Origin of the sequence: Haliea alexandrii (assembly GCF_003719295.1) — a bacterium.
Taxonomy (GTDB): domain Bacteria; phylum Pseudomonadota; class Gammaproteobacteria; order Pseudomonadales; family Halieaceae; genus Haliea; species Haliea alexandrii.
In genome coordinates this window covers 821,859-841,643 of the sequence record NZ_RFLW01000001.1, presented here as the reverse complement: position 1 = coordinate 841,643, position 19,785 = coordinate 821,859, and the positions used below count along the sequence as shown (strand labels likewise).

The window sequence follows — 19,785 nt, the reverse complement described above, 5'->3', positions numbered from 1 at the left end:
CACCGACACAACAGACTAGGCAAAAGGACAACAGCACATGTTGAGCTGGGACGACTACCACACCGACGACAATCACGCCGCTGCAGCACCCGCCAAGGCGCCGCCACCCCCGCCACCGCAGGAAGAGGCACCTGTGGCCGCGGCGGCTGCTCCGGCTCCGGCCGCCGCACCCGTTGCACCGACCGCAGCGGCCAACATGGCGGCCGCGGCGCGTGCCGTGGAAGCGCTCGATGTAGCTCCCGGGCTGGAAGAACTGGAAATGGGCGCAGCGCGGGTCTCGGTGGACGAGAAAGCGATGATCAATTGCCGCGCCGACCTCAACCAGCTGGTGCCTTTCAAATACGACTGGGCCTGGCAGAAGTACATCGATGGCTGCGCCAACCACTGGATGCCGCAGGAAATCAACATGACGGCCGACGTGTCCACCTGGAAGAGCAGCGACGGCCTGTCCGAGGATGAGCGGCGCATCATCAAGCGCAGCTTGGGCTACTTCTCCACCGCAGACTCCCTGGTCGCCAACAACCTGGTGCTGGGCATCTACCGCCTGATCACCAACCCCGAGTGCCGCCAGTACCTGCTGCGCCAGGCATTTGAGGAGGCCATCCACACCCACGCCTACCAGTACTGCATTGAGTCACTGGGCATGGACGAGGGCGAGGTCTTCAACATGTACCGCGAGGTGCCTTCGGTGGCCAAGAAAGCCACCTGGAGCCTGGGCCATACCCACCACCTGTCGGACCCCAGCTTCAAAACGGGCACCACGGAAAACGACCAGACCCTGCTGCGCAACCTGATCGGTTTCTACGCCGTTACCGAAGGCATTTTCTTCTACTGCGGCTTTACCCAGATCCTCTCCATGGGGCGGCGCAACAAAATGACCGGCGTTGCTGAGCAGTTCCAGTACATCCTGCGCGACGAGTCCATGCACCTGAACTTCGGTATCGACGTGATCAACCAGATCAAGCTGGAGAACCCGCACCTGTGGACCGAGGCCTTTCAGCAGGAAGTGATCCAGATGATTCTCGAAGGCACCCAGTTGGAGATCGAATATGCACGCGACACCATGCCGCGCGGCGTGCTGGGCATGAATGCCGCGATGATGGAAGAATACCTGCACTTCATTGCCAACCGTCGGCTGTCGCAGCTCGGCCTGCCCGAGCAATTCCCCGGCGTGCAGAACCCGTTCCCGTGGATGAGCGAGATCATGGACCTGCGCAAAGAGAAGAATTTCTTTGAGACCCGGGTCATCGAATACCAGACCGGCGGCGCGCTGAACTGGGATTGACCATTAGGGGCAGCCAGCTCGCGTCGCTGCCCCCGTTTTTGAGGACCTGCCATGGACAAACAAGACGAGCCGACCGAAGACAGTGAACACGTCCTCATCGCCCTGGATCAGATCAGCCAGACCATTGATGTGATGAACCGCATTGTGGCTCGGCTGCGCAACCACGTCGAGCAACAGGAAACGGGGAAGCAGGCAGAGCTGCAGGCGGAAATGCGCTCAGACCGTGTCTTGCACTGATATCAAGGAGTGGAGCTGACTTCTCCGGGATATCAGGGCCTGGCGCGCCGGCGTAGAATAGCCAGCTGCTCGTCATCGTTGCGAAAACAGGGCACGCACTCCGGCGGCCCTTCCAGCGTGATAATGTCCGCCACCTCTCCGAGCACCACTTCAGTAATCAACGGCAAATCCAGCCCGCAGGCCTGCTCAAGATCAATCCACTGCAACTGTGACAACTCGTCAGAGGCCAGTGAAAAGTCATCCGGGTCACCCACCACCGCACTGGCGTCCACCAGGAAGAAACGCGCGTCGAAACGCCGCGGCGCCCCGAGCGGCGTGATGGCGCGAAATACGTAGCGAAAATTGCGCGTACAGGGCAGATGCTCGCGGGCACTGAAATCTGCCCAGTCCTGTGGCACCTCGCCCTGCCAGGCACCCGGTGCGCCCAGCAGCAACCCCGACTCCTCCCACACCTCGCGCACCGCCGCGGCCTGCAGGGCATGCACCCGGTCCGGCGCGGCGGCCTCGGCCAGGCGGCTTGCGCATACAGACCCCACCCGCCCCGCCAAAGGCACGTGGGCATCACCGGCGTCAACGGCGCCACCGGGGAACACAAACTTGCTGGGCATGAAGGCAGCGCGCGATCCACGCTTGCCGATCAACACCTGCGGTTGCGACAGGCGGTCGCGCACCAGAATCACGGTTGCGGCATCCTTGACGGGCACCAGGTCTGGCGCGAAATCACGCTTGGAAGCTGTCGTCACTTTGAATTCCTTCTACTACCAAACCAGAGTATAAACCCTTGCGCCGGGAGGAACCGCGCCAGCGCCCTGCCAAGGTACATCTATGTTCGGCTTAGCCACCGCATCGTCCTTACCCGGCCGGCACTTTTTGCCTATACTCCGGGAACCGAATCAGCCAACGAGGACCTGTCATGTTGAAATCCCGATTGCTTGTACTGCTGCAGATTACAGCACTTCTGGTCGCGAGCACGGTGGGAACCGCACAGGCCGCGGTCATCGGCACTGCAAACCATTTTGCCGAGCAAACTCGAAGCGAGCCGCTGGGTCAGGTCACGACGGCTCTTGCCAGTGAGACGGTGCAGCAGCACTTGCTGGCGATGGGCGTAAGCCCCCAGGACACCCTCGCACGAGTTAATGCATTGTCCACCGCCGAATTGCAGCAGCTGGCGCAACAACTGGACACGCTGCCCGCAGGCAGCGGCGCGCTGGGCGTGCTCGGAGCGCTGTTTCTGGTGCTGTTGGTACTTGAATTGGTTGGCCTGACCAACGTCTTCAGCAAGTTTTGAGGCGCTTTGCGGCGCCGGCGCTGATTGTTCTCCTCAACGCCTGCGCCACAACCCCCCAGCCACCGCCAGACGCCACAGCCAGCGAGCTCACCACAGTGCCCTTTTTCCCCCAAGAGGCGTTCCAGTGCGGGCCTGCGGCGCTTGCCACGCTGCTGGTGCACAGCGGTGTCGACGTCAGCCCACAGGCGCTGGCGCCACAGACCTATCTGCCCGGCCGGGAGGGCAGCCTGCAGGTCGAATTGCTGGCGGCCACACGCCGCTCAGGTCGTGTTCCTTTCACGCTACAGGGTGGGCCCGAGGCACTTTTCAGTGAGCTTGAGGCGGGCAACCCCGTACTGGTACTGCAGAACCTGGGGATGACGTCCCTGCCGCGCTGGCATTACGCGGTCGTTGTCGGTTACCAGCCGGAAAATGAGCGCGTACTGCTACGCTCCGGCACCGAGCAGCGTCGACACGAACGCTGGAGCCGCTTTTTCAGCAGCTGGGCGCTAGCCAATTTCTGGGGGTTGGTGATTCCGCCTCCGGGCGAAATACCCGCGAGCGGCACCGCTGGCAACATCGGGCCTGAACTCGCGCAACAGGAAGCAAAGTTGCCAGCCGCGCTGGCAGTGGTCACCTGGGAGGCTGCTCTGCAGCGCTGGCCGCACGACCCGGACCTGCTCTTTGCCACCGCCAATGCGCGACGCTCGGCCGCAGACGCGAAAGGGGCTGCTCAGCTCTATCTACAGGTGCTGCAGCAAAAAACGTCGCACATGCCCGCGCGCAACAATTTCGCTGACCTCCTGCTGCACGAGGGCTGCCCGATTGCCGCGCACGCGGTCATCGCGCCTGCGCGCAGCGCTAAACCAGAACTCTCTGCCCCCGTCAGGGAGGCCATAACACGCACCGCAGCGGACATTGCGCGTCAGCGCGCACTCGCGGCCAACGACCCGGATCACTGCCGGACACTGACAGAGGATATACCTTACCCATGACTGCCGTACTGCGCACGCCCGACCACCATTTCAGCAACCTGCCGGATTTCCCCTGGGCACCGAATTACCAGATGGTGGCAGATAAAACGCACGATCAACTGCGCATGCACTATCTGGATGTCGGCCCGCGAGATGGGCGCATCGTGCTCATGCTGCACGGTGAGCCCAGCTGGTGCTTTCTCTACCGGCACATGATTCACGCGCTCAGCGCCCGGGGCATGCGCTGCATAGCGCCAGACCTGATCGGCTTTGGCCGCTCCGACAAGCCCACCGCGCGCAGCGACTACAGCTACGCCGGCCATGTGGCACAGGTCGGCGAGCTGTTGCGCGCGCTGGATATCCAAAGCGCGGTGCTGGTCTGCCAGGATTGGGGCGGTCCCATCGGCCTGTCGCTGCTGGCCGAGATGCCCGAGCGCTTCAGCGCGGTGGTCGCCGCCAACACCCTGCTGCCCGGTTGCGAGCCCCCGCCCAATGGCGTGGAGCCGTGGCCGGGGGAGATCGTGGAACAATGGGTCGCCGCCACGCGGGACGCGGAGGATCTGGACATTGCCGGGGTTATCGGCGCCGTCTCCTGCACCCCGCTGAGCCCCGCTGTGCTGGCGGCCTACGATGCACCCTTCCCCGACGCACGCTACAAGGCCGGTGCGCTGGTGTTCCCCAGCCTCATCCCAACCGACATCGACATGGCAGGCGCCGCCGAGAATCGCCGCACCTGGACCTTCCTCAGCCGCTGGCAAAAGCCGTTTGTGACGGCCTTCAGCGACAGCGACCCGGCGACGGCCGCCTGGGCGCCGGTATTCCAGCGTCGCATTCCCGGCGCGCAAGGCCGTGAGCACCCGGTGATTCCCGGTGCGGGGCATTTCCTGCAGGAGGAGCAGGGTGCGGCACTGGCCGCGGTGGTCGCCGATACCGTCAACGCGCTGTCGTCAGCCGCGCCCGGTTAGGTGATGGGTAACGCGCGATGACCATCGATCAGGGGCTTATCCTGCTGATACTGGGCGCGTCCGTGGGGATGTTCCTCTGGGGGCGCTGGCGGCATGACATGGTGGCGCTGGGCACCCTGCTGGCCTGTGTTCTGGCGGGGCTGGTGGCGCCGGATGCGGCATTCAGCGGTTTTGGCCATCCCGCGGTTATTACTGTCGCCTGCGTACTGGTGTTGAGCCGCGGCCTGCAGGCCTCCGGCGCAGTAGATGTGCTGACGCGGCGCGCGCTGCCCGCCAAGGCCGGACCGCTGGCGAGTCTCGCGGCGCTGGTCGGCCTGGGCGCCCTGCTCTCGGGCTTCATGAACAATGTCGGCGCCATGGCGCTGCTGATGCCGGTGGCGCTGCAGATCGCACGTCGCCACAACCTGCCACCCGGGCGTGCGCTCATGCCCCTCGCGTTCGGCACCATTCTCGGCGGCATGACCACCATGATCGGTACACCGCCCAATCTCATCGTTGCGGGCTTTCGCGCGGAGGCGGGCGGCAAGGCCTTTGGCATGTTCGACTTCACGCCGGTAGGGCTGGCTGTTGCTCTCTGTGGCGTGGCCTTCGTGGTACTGCTGGGCTGGCGACTGGTGCCTGCACGCAAGCAGCAGGCCGCCGGGGATTTCGATACCGGCGCCTACCTCACCGAGGCACGGGTGACAGAGAGCAGCAAGGCCGTTGGTATGAGCCTGCGTGAGGTAGAAGCCGCACTCGACGATGCGGGTGCCCAGGTGGTGGGCCTGGTACGCAACGAAGTCCGCTTGCGCACACCTCATGGCGGGCGCCAGATTCGCGGCCATGACATTCTGGTGCTGGAGACCAATGCCGACACCCTGGGCGACGTGTTGTCGCGGTTCGACCTGAAACTCGAGGAATCCGTGAAACCGGAGGCCACAGTCGAAGAGAAGGACAAGGACGACAGCGAGCAGACCACTCCATCAGCGGATGCGATGCAGGCCGAGGCGGAAACAGAGACAACCACCGCCGCAGATACCCAGGACGCGGACGCCGGTGAAAAGGAAGATGAGCAGACGGAAAAACGCGAAGAGGCTGTGCTCACGGAACTCGCCGTCTTGCCGGGCGCCGCGCTGGCCGGCCGCTCGGCCAGCGACATACAGCTGCGCACGCGCTACGGCCTGAATCTGCTCGCGGTGTCCCGCGAGGGTCACCGTTCCCGCTCGCGCCTGCGCGCACTCCCCCTGCGCGCAGGCGACCTGCTGCTGATTCAGGGTCCGACCAACGCCACTCTGGAGTTCGCCAGTGACTTCGGCTGCGTGCCGCTGGCAGAGCGCGACCTGCGCATTCCCAGCCCGCGCAAGGCCGTCATGGCCGCGACGATCATGGCGGTCGCGGTGGGTGGCGCCGCCTTCGGCCTGCTCCCCGCAGCGGTGTCCTTTGCTCTCGGTGTGCTGGCCTCAATGGCATTCCGCACAGTGCCACCACGCAACGTCTACACTGCCATCGACTGGCCGGTGATCGTCCTGCTGGCGGCCTTGATGCCGGTCGCGGGCGCCATGGCCACCACCGGCACTGCTGACCTGATTGCGCGCTTCCTGCTCACCACGGTGGCACAGGGCAACGCGGTGCTGGTGCTGGGCATCATACTGGTGACCACCATGTTCCTTTCCGACCTGATGAACAACGCGGCCACGGCGGCAGTCATGTGCCCCATCGCCCTGGGCACTGCGGCGGCACTGGGCGTTAACCCGGACAGTTTCTTGATGGCTGTCGCCATCGGAGCTTCCTGCGCCTTCCTCACCCCCATCGGGCACCAGAACAACACCCTGATTCTGGGCCCGGGCGGCTTTCATTTCGGCGACTATTGGCGCCTGGGCCTGCCGCTGGAAGCTCTGGTCGTGGCGGTCAGCCTGCCCCTGCTGCTGATCATCTGGCCCCTGTAACTGCGCTGGAACACCTTCGCCACGACCGGCAACGGTCCCGCAAGGCGCACATGGCAATCCATGTGTTATCAGTGCTAACATTGCAGTTCACGCCTACGGCTTTCACCGTTACAATGACGCCTCGCTTCGACTCTGGCCCGGCGCCAAAGCGGCCGAAGCCAGCCCCGTTCATTCCACACAGGACAGCGACATGATCTACCAGAGTGACGCGCTCACCGTGACCCGCCTCGATGGCGATATCGCCGAGCTGCATTTCGACCTGAAGGGCGAGTCTGTCAACAAATTCGACCAGGCCACCGTCAACAGCCTCACTGAGGCACTCGATGCGCTGGAAGCACAGAGTGGTCTCAGCGGCCTGCTGGTCACCAGTGGCAAGCCCGTGTTCATCGTGGGTGCAGACATCACCGAATTTACCGGCATCTTTGGCGCCGGCCCCGAGGAAATACAGGGCTTCACTGCGGCCAACAATGCCAACCTCAATCGCCTGCAGGACCTGCCATTCCCCAGTTGTGTGGCGATCAACGGCTTCGCTCTCGGTGGCGGTTTCGAGATCTGCCTGGCCTGTGACTTCCGGGTCATGAGCACGGCCGCCAAAGTGGGCCTGCCGGAAACCAAACTGGGCATTCTGCCCGGCTGGGGCGGCACGGTACGCCTGCCGCGCATCATTGGCGTTGACGAGGCGGCCACCTGGATTGCCGGCGCCACCGAACAGCGCGCCGCCAAAGCCCTGAAAGCTGGCGCTGTCGACGCAGTCGCCTCGCCCGAGGAACTGCGCGCCGTGGCCCTGGCTACGCTGGAACACGCCATGGCCGGCAAGCTCGATTACGCCGGACGCCGGAAAGCCAAGAGCAGCCCGCTGCCACTCAACGACACCGAGGCCATGATGGCCTTCTTCACCATGAAGTCGATGGTCGGGCAGCAGGCCGGCAAGAACTATCCGGCACCGGTGAAAGCGGTCGATGTCATCGAAAAAGCCCGCGACATGGGCCTGGTAGACGCACTCAAGGTGGAGGCGGAAGGCTTTGCGGAACTGGCGGTCACGCCGGTCGCTTCCGCGTTGGTGGGGGTTTTCCTCGCCGACCAGCTGCTGGGCAAGAAAGCCCGCGACTGGGAAAAGCAGGCGGACCGCAAAATTGGCCGTGCAGCTGTGCTGGGCGCCGGCATCATGGGCGGCGGTATCGCCTACCAGTCGGCCTACCGCGGCGTCCCCATCCTGATGAAGGACATCAACCAGGACGGGCTGGACCTGGGCCTGTCGGAGGCCAACAAGCTGCTGTCCAAGCGGGTGGACCGGGGTCAGATGACCCCCACGCAAATGGGCGACGTGCTCAACAGCATCGATCCGACGCTGACCTACACCGGTTTTGATACGGTGGATATCGTCGTGGAAGCGGTGGTCGAAAACGCCAAGGTCAAACACGCGGTGCTGGCGGAAACCGAACAGCAGATCGGTGAAGACACCATCCTCGCCTCCAACACCTCAACCATCTCCATCACGCACCTCGCAGAAGCGCTGCAGCGGCCCGAGAACTTCTGCGGCATGCACTTCTTCAACCCGGTGCACGCCATGCCCCTGGTCGAGGTGATTCGCGGCGAGAAGACCTCGGACCGGGCGGTTGCGCGCACCGTTGCCTACGCCAACAAGATGGGCAAGAAAGCCGTCGTAGTAAAAGACTGCCCCGGCTTCCTCGTCAACCGCGTGCTGTTCCCCTACTTCGACGGCTTCTCCAAGCTGGTGCGTGACGGTGCCGACTTCCAGGCCGTGGACAAGGTCATGGAGCGCTGGGGCTGGCCCATGGGCCCCGCCTACCTGATGGATGTGGTGGGAATCGACACGGGTGTGCACGCCGCGGAAGTCATGGCGGAGGGCTTCCCCGACCGCATGCAACTGGATTTCAAGACCGCCACTGAAGTGATGTTCGAGAACAAACGCTACGGCCAGAAAAACGGCAAGGGCTTCTACGACTATGTACCCGACAAGCGCGGCAAGCCGAAGAAAACCGCCAGCGAAGAGGTCTACCGCCTGATCGCCCCGGTCGAAGGGGAGCGCACAGAGTTCTCTCGCGAGGACATCGTCGCGCGCATGATGCTGCCAATGGCCACGGAAATGGCGCGCTGCCTTGAAGAGGGTATCGTCGGCACCCCCGCGGAAGCGGATCTGGCACTGCTCTACGGCCTCGGCTTCCCCCCCTTCCGCGGCGGTATCTTCCGCTGGATGGATACGGTCGGGCTCGCATTCATCGCTGAAGCCTCGAAGCAGTTTGCCCACCTCGGCAAGTCCTACGAACTCACCGACGGCATGCAGGCCATGCTCGCCGATGGCAAAACCTACTACTGAGCACCGGGTGAAAACAGGAGAATTATCGTGAGTCTGAATCCAAGAGACGCCGTTATCGTCGACTTCGCCCGCAGCGCCATGGGCCGCTCCAAGAACGGCTGCTTTCGCAACGTGCGCGCGGACGACCTGTCGGTCGCCGTGATCCGTGGCCTGCTGGCCCGCAACCCGAAACTGGATGTCGCCGAAATCGACGACCTGATCTGGGGCTGCGTACTGCAGCGCGGCGAACAGGGCATGAACCTGGCACGCAACATCGTCCTGCGCGCGCAGCTGCCGTTTACCATTCCCGCACAAACCGTCAACCGCCTCTGCGGCTCCTCCATGTCGGCCCTGCACACCGCGGCGGCCAACATCATGGCCGGCATTGGTGACGTGTACCTGGTGGGCGGTGTGGAGCACCTTGGCCACCTGCCGATGATGGACGATGTCGACATCAACCCCAAGCTGGGGCTGAACGTGGCCAAGGCGGCCGGCATGATGGGCATGACCGCCGAATACCTCGCCATGATGCACGGCATCGGCCGTGAAGCGCAGGACAAGCTGGGCCTGCGCTCACACCAGCTCGCCCACAAAGCGACGGTGGAGGGCAAGTTTGCGCGGGAAATCATTCCGGTAGAGGGCCATGATGCCGCCGGTGCGCTGACGCTGGTTGAACAGGACGAAACCATCCGTCCGGAAACCACCCTGGAAGGCCTTGCCAGCCTGCCGCCGGCCTTCAACCCGCAGGGCGGCACCGTGACAGCGGGCACTTCGTCACAGATCTCCGACGGCGCCTCAGCCATGCTCGTGATGTCGGCCGAGCGCGCGCAGGCGCTGGGGCTGGAGCCGGTGGCGCGTATCCGCGCCATGACCCTGGCCGGTGTCGACCCGTCCATCATGGGCTATGGCCCGGTACCCTCTACGCAGAAGGCCCTGAAAAAACTCGGCCTGACCATCAAGGACATCGAGATGGTCGAGCTGAACGAGGCGTTTGCCGCACAGGCGCTACCGGTCCTGAAAGACCTCGACCTGCTGGACGACATGGAAGACAAGGTGAACGTGCACGGTGGCGCCATTGCCCTCGGGCACCCCTTCGGCTGCTCCGGCACCCGCATCACCGGCTCTCTGCTGACCGTCATGCAGGATCGCAACCTGACCCTGGGGGTTTCCACCATGTGCATTGGCTTGGGGCAGGGTATTACGACAGTCGTCGAGCGCGTCTGAGACGCGCTGACAGTCACCCGATGAGGCCGCCCTCCGCCAGAGGGCGGCCGTATCCAAAGATTCTCCGACGGGCAGCCCTTTGCGGCCTTGCGCCCTGCTACGTCTTATTCGCTGCTTAGCAGCGCGTCTACGCGCCTGAGCGCATCCAGCAACTCCGCCGTGGGCTGTGCTGACCCGCTAAAAAACTCCTCCGCCATCGGCGCAATGCCACAGCGCTCGGGCAGCGGCTCGCCCTCTTCCAGCATGCGATACAGCGTGGGCAGAAAGATGAACTGCAGCCACTGCGGCGGGGTAAGCGTATCAATGGCGAACGGCTCTGTGGACGCCAGGGCCTCTGCCGGGGGCGGGGTGGCATCCCACAGTGCCAGACGCCGCAGTTCGGCCTCGATATCAATCAGCACTTCGGCTACGTCCGTGCGCATGGGCTCTCCGACGGGCATCAATGCGAGAGTTAGAACTTCTCGGGACGCAGCACGTCCACATCGCAGGTGTAGAGGATCATGGCGTAGTTGTCGTAATAGTGTTCGCGTAACCCGGCCGCAATGCGATCCGCGGTCACATCATCGCAGACAACTTCGATGCGCAGGTTCCGATTGGCTTCCCAGTTGCCCTCACGCACCCCGCGTGCCCCCTTGCCGCGGGCCTCGGTAATCGTGTAGCCGTGTGCTCCCCAGCGCTCCATATCGCGCAACAGATGCGACTCGATAGTGGATTCGGTGACAACGGTCAGCAGGCGGCGGGGGTGTTGTTCCATGATCAGGCGGCTCCGGTCAGTGCGTACAATTGGCCAGCGAACCAATGGTACAGCGGAATGCCGAACAGTACATTAAAGGGGAAGGTCACGCCCAGCGATGCCGCCAGTGACAAGGCCGGGTTGGCTTCGGGGACGGAAATACGCATGGCTGCAGGCACGGCGATGTAGGAGGCACTTGCGGCGAGTGTCGCCAGCACCACCGCACCACCCATCGACAAACCCAGTGCCCAGCCCAGCCCGAGCCCGACCAGTGCCGACAGCACGGGGGTCAGCACACCAAAGGCGAGCAGGAAGAAGCCGTAGCGCCGCAGTGTGCCAATCTGGCTCGCGGTCACCAGCCCCATTTCCAGCAGGAACAGCGCCAGCAGCCCCTGGAAGGGATCGAAGAACAGTGGGGCCAGCTTGGCCAGCCCTTCTTCCCCGGCAATCCAGCCAATCAGCAGGCCGCCCACAAGCAGCACGATGCTCTTGCCCAGCAGCACTTCGTGCGCTGAATCGCGCAGCTTTGCACCGCTGGCCAGCCCTTTCGCAAGGACGATACCGACGAGAATCGCCGGGATCTCCAACAACACCACAAACAGTGGCATGTAGGCCTCGAAATCGATCTCCCGCGAACCGAGGTAGGCCACGACAACGGCGAAGGTCCCCACACTCACCGAACCATAGTGAGCCGCTATGGATGCGGCGTCAGCCCGCGGCAGGCGACCGATACTCAACAGCACAGGAAAACTCAACAGGGGCAGGATGAACCCCATGGCAATCACCGCAACCATTTGCGGCACCAGCTCCAGGAAGGGCTGGCGGGCAAGCTCAATGCCCCCTTTCATACCGATGGCCAGCAGCAGCAGAATACTCAGCAGCTCGTAGACCTGGACCGGCAGGCGCAGCTCCGAACGCAATACCCCGGCAATGACCCCCAGCAGGAAAAAGAGGACAACGGGGTCCATATCAGGCGCCGGCTGCGCCGGCAACGAGCCGGGTCAGTTCGGCAGTGCGCTGCCGCAGGGCCTGCGTGTCACGATCGACCAGGGTAATGTGCCCCAGCTTGCGTCCCGGCGCCGGCGACTTGCCGTAATCGTGCAGATGGGCACCGCTCACCGCCAGCAATTCGCGCGCCGCGGGCCACTCGCCTATCACGTTGACCATGACGCTGGGCGCCACCGCTGCCGTGGACCCGAGGGGCAGGCCGGCGATAGCGCGCAGGTGGTTCTCGAACTGGGAGGTGACCGCGCCCTCTATCGTCCAGTGCCCACTGTTGTGCACGCGTGGCGCGTACTCATTCACCAGCAACCGGTCGCCGCACTGGAACAGTTCCAGCGCCAGCACGCCGACGTAATCCAGCGCATCGAGCAGGCGCTCGCAGTAATCCTGCGCGGGGCCCTCCATAGGGTCATCGGCGAGAGAATATGACACACGCAGGATACCTTCCGCATGGCTGTTTTCACTCAGCGGCCAGGTGCGGCATTCCCCGTCCCGCCCGCGCACCGCAATCACCGACAGCTCGCGGTCAAACGCAACCCGCGCCTCCAGAATGCACGGCACGCGACCCAGGGCCTCCCAGGCAGGCAGCAGCTCGGAAGCTGCCGCCACTGACGCCTGCCCCTTGCCATCGTAGCCCATGCGGCGGGTTTTCAGGATGGCCGGCACACCGGTCACCGCCAGCGCCTGTTCCAGGTCGGCCTCGGAATCGATGGCCGCGTAACGCGCCGTGGGCAGCCCCAGGCGCGTAAACAGAGATTTTTCCTGCAGCCGCTCCTGGGAGAGCAGGATGGCTTCACTGCAGGGGGCGAGCAATCCACGACGTTCCAGCGCTTCCAGTGCAACCGGGGCGATATGCTCAAATTCGGTGGTGGCGACGTCGATACACTCGGCGAAGGATGCCAGTGCAGCTTCGTCCTCATACCCCGCGCGCAGGTGTTGTCCCAGCGGCGCCGCGCAGGGGGCTGGCTCAGGTGCCAGGAACGTACAGCGTAAACCCAGCGGGTACCCCGCCAGGGCCAACATCTGCGCCAACTGGCCGGCGCCGAGAATGCCTATATTCACAACACGGGCACTCTGGGATCAGGGTGGGCCAGCACATTGTCTGACTGACGGGCGCGGTAGGCGCGCAGCCGCTCGCGCAATGCCGGATCGTGGTTGGCGAGCATGGCGGCGGCCAGCAATGCCGCGTTCACCGCACCGGCACGGCCAATAGCCAGTGTACCCACGGGGATACCAGCGGGCATCTGCGCAATAGACAGCAACGAATCCAGCCCGTTCAGGGCGCGGGACTGCACCGGCACGCCCAGCACCGGCACCTGTGTTTTTGCCGCCAGCATGCCCGGCAAATGCGCCGCACCGCCGGCGCCCGCGATGATCACCTGCAACCCGACGGACTCTGCCGCCTCAGCATAGCTGAACAGACGATCGGGCGTACGGTGTGCCGAGACCACTTCGACTGCATGTGGCACCTCAAGCTCAGCCAGGGTCTCTGCGGCGCCCTGCATGGTTTCCCAGTCGGAACGGGAACCCATGACGATACCGACAAGTTCATTCATTGTGAGTGTTTCCCCTCGTGTCCTGCCATTGCGGCTGGCGGGCGTCTGTGTGCCCGGGCATGAATCCTTGTGGCGGGGGCCGGCGGACTATGAAACGCGCGAATCCTACACAAGACGAAAGCCATGATATATTCGATTTTTATAAATAAGCAATTCGACTATTTCTGATATGACGCCGCTCAACTACAACCACCTTTACTACTTCTTCCATGTTGCCACCGATGGCAGCATTACCCGCGCCAGCAAGCGCCTCAATTTGACCCCGCAAACCATCAGCGGGCAAATTGCTGCATTCGAAGAGCAGCTGGGCGTGAAGCTGTTCCGCCGCGAGGGCCGGCGCTTGCGGCTGTCGGAGCAGGGACGGCAAATCTACGCCCACGCCGACGAAATTTTCCAGCTCGGCCGCGAAATCCGCCAGCTTTTGCAGACCGAAAGTGCCAGTGCCGAGACCTTCCGTGTGGGCATCACCGACTCCATTCCCAAAATTCTCGCCAACCGACTGCTGCAACCCGCCCTGAAAGCCGTGGACAAGCTGCGCCTGCAGTGCCACGAGGGCGACCAGGAGACACTCCTCGCCGAGCTCGCGGTGAGCCGCCTCGACTGCATCATCACCGACCAGCCACTGCCCTCCGGCAGCCATATCAAGGCCTGGAACTACCGCATCCTGGAATCCGGTTTCACTTTTTTTGCCGTTCCCGAACTGGCCGCTGCCTGCCGCGAGCATTTCCCCGCCAGCCTCAGCGGCAAGCCCTTCCTGGCCCCGGGCCGCAAGGCCGGCAGTCGCTCCTTCCTCAAGGCTTGGTTCGAAAAGCACGGCATTACCCCGGAGATCGTGGCGGAATTTGATGACAGCGCACTACTCAAATCCTTCGGGCAAACCGGTTTGGGAGTGTTTGCCTCACCCACCATCATCGAGGAATACGTGACGTCCCAGTACGGCGTGGCCGTCATCGGCCGCACGCGGGAATTCGTGGATGTGTTCTACGCGATTTCACCCGAGCGCCGCCTGCAACATCCGGCAACCCTGGAGATCGTCAATACGCCGCTGGCGAGCCAGTAGCCGTTCGGTCGGAACGGGGTCAGCCAGACTGATATCACCCGGCAAGGTAAGCGCACGGCCGCGCAAGGCAACTCCGACATAAACTTGCGGGACACAAGCAAGTGTCTATACTCAAATCAGGCCGCTGCGACTACACCGATAAATACACGCCGCACAGCAACTGCAATGGCGAATATTTCCTGTACTCGGCCCTGCCGCCGTGGCCCTGCAACGAACTGGAACGAGAAACGCAATCAGGCAACACCCAAAGCGTTGTCGACCCCCGCGTGGTACAGGCGGACATGCTCGTCGGCAGCATGATAAGAATTAGCATCAGGAGATTATGGTATGGATAAAATCAAGAACCCCTGCCCAAGATCATCCAGCAAGCTCAGGGCGACAGGAATCGCCTTGCTCGCAGGCTGCCTGACACTTGCGGCCGGCACTTCGGCAAATGAAGCCTACCTCACCCGCTTTGGGCCGGAGACCTACGCGGCGGCGGAGGGTGAACCGAGGAGCTATTCGTCCACATTCCGGGCCATCGACGGTCCGGCCACCATTTTCTTGCAGGAAGATGGCATCCTCGACGCGAGGATCAAGATCAACGGTGTAGACGTGCTGGAGCCGGCTGACTTTGACGACAATGGGGAAGCCGCTGTGCGTTTGCAGCTACAACCGGAGAACACGATTGAATTGAGTGTTCTCGGCGAACCGGACGGCAGCCTCAATGTCCGGGTCAGGCAGTACACCGAGGCCGATATCAATGTCAGGGCCAAAATGTACTTCGGCATCAATACCAGCAACATGGCAAGGCAGCGTGAATTCTACAACACCCTGGGGCTCACCGGCGAGATCTATCCCGCCGGCCCAGAGGAATGCAAAAGCTTTGCGCAATCACTCGGGTTCCCCGATGACTATCGCATCTTTGTTGCACTGACCAGCCTGACGGGCGCGCCTCCGTGGATTGATACCGTGGAGTTCAGGGACCGCTCGTTCCGCGATGACCGGCCCTACGCCAGCCTGAACCACATCGGCATGGCTTACGCGACCTACGCGACGACCGACCTTGATGGCGACTATGCCTACCTGACAGAGCGAGGCGTGGAGTTCGTTTCGGAGCCTGCAATGGCCCCCAACGGGGAGCGCTTTGTGTTCCTGAAAGACCCCGATGGCACGTTCCTCAAGCTCATCGAGGAAAGTGGCGCAGCGACGGCAGGGCCCGACCTGGTGCGGTTAGTTAACACAAACATGAACGTGGCTGACCTGCAGCGGTCGCGGCAGTTCTACCGGCTACTGGGTTTCACCGAGGTGGAGAGCGCCTCGCAGAATGGCTACGGTCAATTCGCGCGCGCGCACGGCTTTGACGGTGGGGTCGCATTCATGGGCGTCGACGTGAGCCTCCCCGGTACCGACCGCCCGCTTCCCAGTGGCGGCGATCCCCGGGGAACCTTGCAACTACGGCAGTGGGGACTCCCCTATGATGACGCCCCTCCCTACTGGCCGCCGGTCAACCACCTTGGCATCGACAGGATCGCGTTCTACGTGGACGACCTGAACGCGACCATCGCCGAGATGAATCGCCTGGGGTTTGAGCCGGTGGGCCCGATCGGCGGCGGGGCCAGCGTCGGCGATGTCGGCATCGTGTTCTACTATGATCCCGATGGGATCAAGGTCGAATTCTGGGGGCCGGTAAGCGAACCCAATCCGAACTCAGCCTGCTAGGGTCGCTGACCGCTCGAAGTACGCACATGCGCTCCGTCTGGCAAGCATAAGACGGGGCGCCTCCCCACTCCCCCTAAACTGGCAGCTCTAGCGCCCCAACTCCCGGTTAAAAGGCGGCAGGGAATCCAGTATGGCCTGGCCGTAGCGGCGCGTGAGCAGGCGACGGTCCATGAGTGTCACCCGGCCACTGTCCTGCTCCGTGCGCAGCAGGCGACCGCTGGCCTGCACCAGGCGCAGCGCCGCGTCCGGCACGCTGATTTCCATGAAGGCGTTGCGTCCCTGCGCCTCTACCCACTCCGCCAGAGCGGCCTCGATGGGGCTGTCGGGCACGGCGAAGGGAATCTTGGCAATCACCACATGGCGGCAGTAGGCACCGGGCAGGTCAACGCCTTCGGCAAAACTGGCCAGCCCGAACAGGATGCTGCCACGCCCTGCATCCACGGCCTCACGGTGCTGGCGCAGAATCTCCTGTTTGCTGCCGTCACCCTGCATCAGCAGCAGGCGACCAAACGCAGCTGAGACACCCGCGTGCACGTCCTGCATCTGCCGCCGGGAGGAAAACAGCACCAGGCTGGCCTCCTTGCGATCAAGCAAGCCGGGCAGCTGGTCGATCAATGCCGCAGTATGGGCTTCGGCGTCACCGGGGTCGCAGGGCATGGCGGGCACACGCAAGGTCGCCCGGGAATAGTCAAACGGACTGGCCACCACCTTGAAGACGCCCTCGGACGGCGCGCCGGAATGTAAAATGAAGCGGTCAAAGGAACGCAGGGCGGTGATTGTTGCAGAGGTAATGACCACGCCGGCCGCGCGTGACCACAGATACTCCTGCAGGATATCGGCGGCGAGAATGGGGCTGCAGCGCAGGTCAAAACCGGTTTGTCCGCCACCGTCGAGCAGGGTGATCCAGCGCGCCATAGGCGGCACCTCCCCCTCGCCACTCACCGCGTAGGCCCGCCACAGAGCCAGCGTGGATTCCGCTCGATTCAACAGGCCACCCAGGCTCAGGTGCCAGGTCTCCGCATCGCCGGGGGGCAGGCCGCAGTCGTCTTCCTCCAGCGCTTCCGCCAGGCGCGCCTCGATCTTCGCCAGCGCAGAGCTGATCTGCTGAAACTGGCTGGCGAGGCCGGCCGCCAGAGGCTGCAGTTGTTCCGGCACGCGCCCGTGCGCGAAACGCAACTGCTGCTCGTCGCTGCGCCCGCTGGTCGGAGCACGTTCCGCGAACAGAGTGGCCACCGTTTGCTCCGCAACCTGCAGGGCGTTCTGCGCCTCCTCCATCACCTCGGGCAGCGCTGCCAGCGGCCGGGCGATATCGGTCAATGGCGCCAGGGCAGACGCCGCCTGCACCAGCAGTTTGCGGTTGTCCTGCAGCCACTGCACTGTGGTGTGCAGCCGACAGAAACTGGCAAAGTGCCCCAGTGCCTTGTCGGGCAGGTGATGACCTTCATCGAACACATAAATGCTGTCTTCAGGCGCTGACAGTATCGCCCCGCCACCGAGGGCAAGGTCGGCGAGCACCAGATCGTGGTTGGCGACCACCACATCGGCATACTGCAGAGCATCCCGCGCGCGAAAAAAACTGCACTGACTGATGTTCGGACAGCGCCGGCCACTGCACTGGCTGTGATCGGTGGTGGCCCCGAACCAGATGGCATCCGGCACCTGGCCCGGCCAGTTATCGCGGTCACCGTCCCACTCACCCCGCCCCAGCGCCTCCAGCATGGCGCTGTACACGGGCAGTGCCTCGGCGTTGTCTGGCGCCTGGAACTCATCGGGGTACAGGGGCAGCACATCTCCGGCGCCGCTGCCGCCGAGGTGATGATCCAGCTTGGACAGGCAGACATAACGCCGGCGGCCTTTGGCCAGCGTATAGCTGAACTCGAGACCGCTGTGCTGGCGGATATCCGGCAGATCCTTGTTGACGAACTGCTCCTGCAGGGCAACGGTTGCCGTCGCCACCACCAGTCGCTTCCCCAACGCCTGCGCCAGGGGGATGGCGGTGACGGCGTAGGCGATTGTCTTGCCAGTGCCAGTGCCCGCCTCGATAACGCAGACGGCCGGTGTTTCCGGGCGCGCGCGGCCTGTTTCCGGGTTGATGCGAGCCAGCGCATTGGCGATTTCCGCAATCATCTGCCGCTGGCCCCAACGCGGCTTCAGGCCCTTGGCGGCGGTGATGGCGGCGTAGGCTTCGCGAATCTGGTCCTTGAGGGCATCGCTCAGCAAGACGCTGGCGGCTCCGCCGCCGCGTGCAGTGCCAGCTTGCTGGCTACGGCGTTGGCGTAAGTGGCCAAAGCGAAGGGGCGCTGCTCTGCGGGCAGGCTCTCGATACGGGCGCGGAAGTCGGCCTCGGAGCAACTGCCCGCCTCGCGCGTGAGCGTGGCTGGTACCACGGCCGCATCGCCCTGCAGCATTTGCCAGGCCTGCAGGTTGGTGGGGTGCAGGCAATACAACGAGACAATTTGCCGGTCGATTTCCGCTGCTACGGCATCGGGCCCGTCGAACTCGCCCACCAGCGGTGTACCGAAGGCCACATGCACGCGCCCTTTCTGGCCGGAGATACCTCGGGCGATAGAGGCCACATCTTCCTGCTCGGCCTTGGCATAACTGCCGGTGGTGCGGCGCAGGTGCATTTCACGCGCCTTCATGCCGTCGCAGGGGTCCAGTTCGTAGGCGATGGATACAGGCACGATGCCCAGCGCGTTGATCAGCTCACTGAAGCTTTCGGTCTGTTTATCGCGGCTCATCGCAAGCATCTTGATGACGGCGGGCTCGGTACGGTCGATGCCGTCTTTCGCACGCCCCTCACGCTGGGCGATCCAGATCGGTGCGCGCTCTTCCTGCAGTGACAGGCGGATGTAGTTGGACAGGTGGCGGGAAGCGGCCAGCAACGCGCGCCCGCTGGCAACCGAGCGCTTGACGATAAAACTCTTGTTGAGCCGCATGAGGTCCGACACCCAGGGCTTGGTGAGCAGGTTGTCGCCGATGGCAATGCGCACCGTCTGGTGGCCACTGCGGTGCAGCGCATAGTTGGTGAAGGCCGGGTCCATGACGATGTCGCGGTGGTTGCTCATGAACAGCCAGGGGCGCGAGACATCCAGCTCATCCAGGCCCGAAACGCTGAAGCCTGCGGTGGTATCGTCGATCACCTTCTCGACGTAATGCTTGATGACCATCTGCATACCATGGACATCCTGCACGCCGCGGAGCTGGCGGCCGAGATACCAGCGCACGACAGGCCGGGCCAGGCCGGGCAACACGCGCGCCACCCGGCCCAGACTCAAACTGGCAATCGCGTCGAGCAGCTCCCGGTCCGCGAGGAGGCGATCGAGGACCGCAGGCACTTCTTCATCACGGTAAGGACGGATATCCGCAAAGGGATCACTCAAAGCAATATCCTCAAGAAAAACAGCGCCACACGATACCCAAATTCCCCCGTTACGTCATCCGCCAGATCCGGCCAGGGCGCCTCACTCCGGCCTTCGCATGCGCTGACATGACAGCCGGCTTCTGCTAATCTCAAATCCGCTCCAACGGAGCCGCGT

The 19,785-nt window shown here is 63.6% G+C and carries 18 protein-coding genes; 10 read left to right on the top strand and 8 right to left on the bottom strand.

Annotated elements, in window-relative coordinates; all coding sequences use genetic code 11:
- The first annotated feature begins 37 nt into the window (after positions 1–37).
- Together EGJ68_RS03855 and EGJ68_RS03850 are read left to right on the top strand one after the other, a co-directional pair.
- A complete protein-coding gene (locus EGJ68_RS03855) occupies positions 38–1,285 on the top strand; it encodes a ribonucleotide-diphosphate reductase subunit beta (protein ID WP_123033204.1) in 1,248 nt (415 codons plus the stop codon).
- 51 nt (positions 1,286–1,336) lie between these two features.
- Positions 1,337–1,522: a hypothetical protein gene (locus EGJ68_RS03850; protein ID WP_123033203.1), complete on the top strand. Its 186-nt coding sequence runs from the start codon at positions 1,337–1,339 to the stop codon at positions 1,520–1,522.
- Between the two features lie 32 nt (positions 1,523–1,554).
- Here EGJ68_RS03850 and EGJ68_RS03845 read toward each other — a convergent pair whose 3' ends face one another.
- Positions 1,555–2,265, bottom strand: a complete 711-nt coding sequence (locus EGJ68_RS03845; RefSeq protein ID WP_199227910.1) for an NUDIX hydrolase — start codon at positions 2,263–2,265, stop codon at positions 1,555–1,557.
- Positions 2,266–2,435: 170 nt separating this feature from the next.
- On the opposite strand from EGJ68_RS03845, the gene EGJ68_RS03840 reads away from it, so the two are divergent.
- From EGJ68_RS03840 to fadA, 6 genes are all read left to right on the top strand, one after another.
- Positions 2,436–2,810 (top strand): PA2779 family protein, encoded by a 375-nt coding sequence (locus tag EGJ68_RS03840; RefSeq protein ID WP_123033202.1) that lies wholly within the window; start codon positions 2,436–2,438, stop codon positions 2,808–2,810.
- Positions 2,807–3,784 carry a PA2778 family cysteine peptidase gene (locus EGJ68_RS03835; protein ID WP_123033201.1) on the top strand — a complete coding sequence of 326 codons (978 nt, stop codon included), beginning with the start codon at positions 2,807–2,809 and terminating at the stop codon, positions 3,782–3,784. Before EGJ68_RS03840 ends, EGJ68_RS03835 begins: the two co-directional genes overlap by 4 nt.
- Positions 3,781–4,728, top strand: a complete 948-nt coding sequence (locus EGJ68_RS03830; protein ID WP_123033200.1) for a haloalkane dehalogenase — start codon at positions 3,781–3,783, stop codon at positions 4,726–4,728. The genes EGJ68_RS03835 and EGJ68_RS03830 overlap by 4 nt, the downstream gene beginning before the upstream one ends.
- 17 nt (positions 4,729–4,745) lie before the next feature.
- The gene (locus tag EGJ68_RS03825; protein WP_123033199.1) at positions 4,746–6,653 is read left to right on the top strand and encodes an SLC13 family permease; all 1,908 of its coding nucleotides are present in this window, start codon (positions 4,746–4,748) and stop codon (positions 6,651–6,653) included.
- Positions 6,654–6,843: 190 nt separating this feature from the next.
- Positions 6,844–8,991 carry a fatty acid oxidation complex subunit alpha FadB gene (fadB, locus tag EGJ68_RS03820; RefSeq protein ID WP_123033198.1) on the top strand — a complete coding sequence of 716 codons (2,148 nt, stop codon included), beginning with the start codon at positions 6,844–6,846 and terminating at the stop codon, positions 8,989–8,991.
- Positions 8,992–9,018: 27 nt separating this feature from the next.
- Positions 9,019–10,194 (top strand): acetyl-CoA C-acyltransferase FadA, encoded by a 1,176-nt coding sequence (gene fadA, locus EGJ68_RS03815; protein WP_123033197.1) that lies wholly within the window; start codon positions 9,019–9,021, stop codon positions 10,192–10,194.
- Between the two features lie 104 nt (positions 10,195–10,298).
- Here fadA and EGJ68_RS03810 read toward each other — a convergent pair whose 3' ends face one another.
- The 5 genes from EGJ68_RS03810 to purE are packed head-to-tail and all read right to left on the bottom strand — an operon-like array spanning position 10,299 to position 13,485.
- Positions 10,299–10,616: a YqcC family protein gene (locus EGJ68_RS03810; protein ID WP_123033196.1), complete on the bottom strand. Its 318-nt coding sequence runs from the start codon at positions 10,614–10,616 to the stop codon at positions 10,299–10,301.
- A gap of 29 nt (positions 10,617–10,645) precedes the next feature.
- Complete coding sequence (locus EGJ68_RS03805) at positions 10,646–10,948, bottom strand: P-II family nitrogen regulator (protein WP_123033195.1); 303 nt, start codon at positions 10,946–10,948, stop codon at positions 10,646–10,648.
- Between the two features lie 2 nt (positions 10,949–10,950).
- Complete coding sequence (locus EGJ68_RS03800) at positions 10,951–11,895, bottom strand: sodium-dependent bicarbonate transport family permease (protein WP_123033194.1); 945 nt, start codon at positions 11,893–11,895, stop codon at positions 10,951–10,953.
- A gap of 1 nt (position 11,896) precedes the next feature.
- On the bottom strand, positions 11,897–12,991 hold the full coding sequence (locus EGJ68_RS03795) for a 5-(carboxyamino)imidazole ribonucleotide synthase (RefSeq protein ID WP_123033193.1): 1,095 nt from the start codon (positions 12,989–12,991) through the stop codon (positions 11,897–11,899).
- Positions 12,988–13,485 (bottom strand): 5-(carboxyamino)imidazole ribonucleotide mutase, encoded by a 498-nt coding sequence (purE, locus tag EGJ68_RS03790; protein WP_123033192.1) that lies wholly within the window; start codon positions 13,483–13,485, stop codon positions 12,988–12,990. The genes EGJ68_RS03795 and purE overlap by 4 nt, the downstream gene beginning before the upstream one ends.
- A gap of 169 nt (positions 13,486–13,654) precedes the next feature.
- On the opposite strand from purE, the gene nhaR reads away from it, so the two are divergent.
- On the top strand, positions 13,655–14,545 hold the full coding sequence (nhaR, locus tag EGJ68_RS03785; RefSeq protein WP_123033191.1) for a transcriptional activator NhaR: 891 nt from the start codon (positions 13,655–13,657) through the stop codon (positions 14,543–14,545).
- Between the two features lie 327 nt (positions 14,546–14,872).
- Positions 14,873–16,246: a VOC family protein gene (locus tag EGJ68_RS03780; RefSeq protein WP_123033190.1), complete on the top strand. Its 1,374-nt coding sequence runs from the start codon at positions 14,873–14,875 to the stop codon at positions 16,244–16,246.
- A gap of 87 nt (positions 16,247–16,333) precedes the next feature.
- Here EGJ68_RS03780 and dinG read toward each other — a convergent pair whose 3' ends face one another.
- Both dinG and EGJ68_RS03770 read right to left on the bottom strand, forming a co-directional pair.
- Positions 16,334–18,466: an ATP-dependent DNA helicase DinG gene (dinG, locus tag EGJ68_RS03775; RefSeq protein ID WP_123033189.1), complete on the bottom strand. Its 2,133-nt coding sequence runs from the start codon at positions 18,464–18,466 to the stop codon at positions 16,334–16,336.
- Complete coding sequence (locus EGJ68_RS03770) at positions 18,460–19,629, bottom strand: 1-acyl-sn-glycerol-3-phosphate acyltransferase (protein ID WP_123033188.1); 1,170 nt, start codon at positions 19,627–19,629, stop codon at positions 18,460–18,462. The genes dinG and EGJ68_RS03770 overlap by 7 nt, the downstream gene beginning before the upstream one ends.
- Between the last annotated feature and the right edge of the window lie 156 nt (positions 19,630–19,785).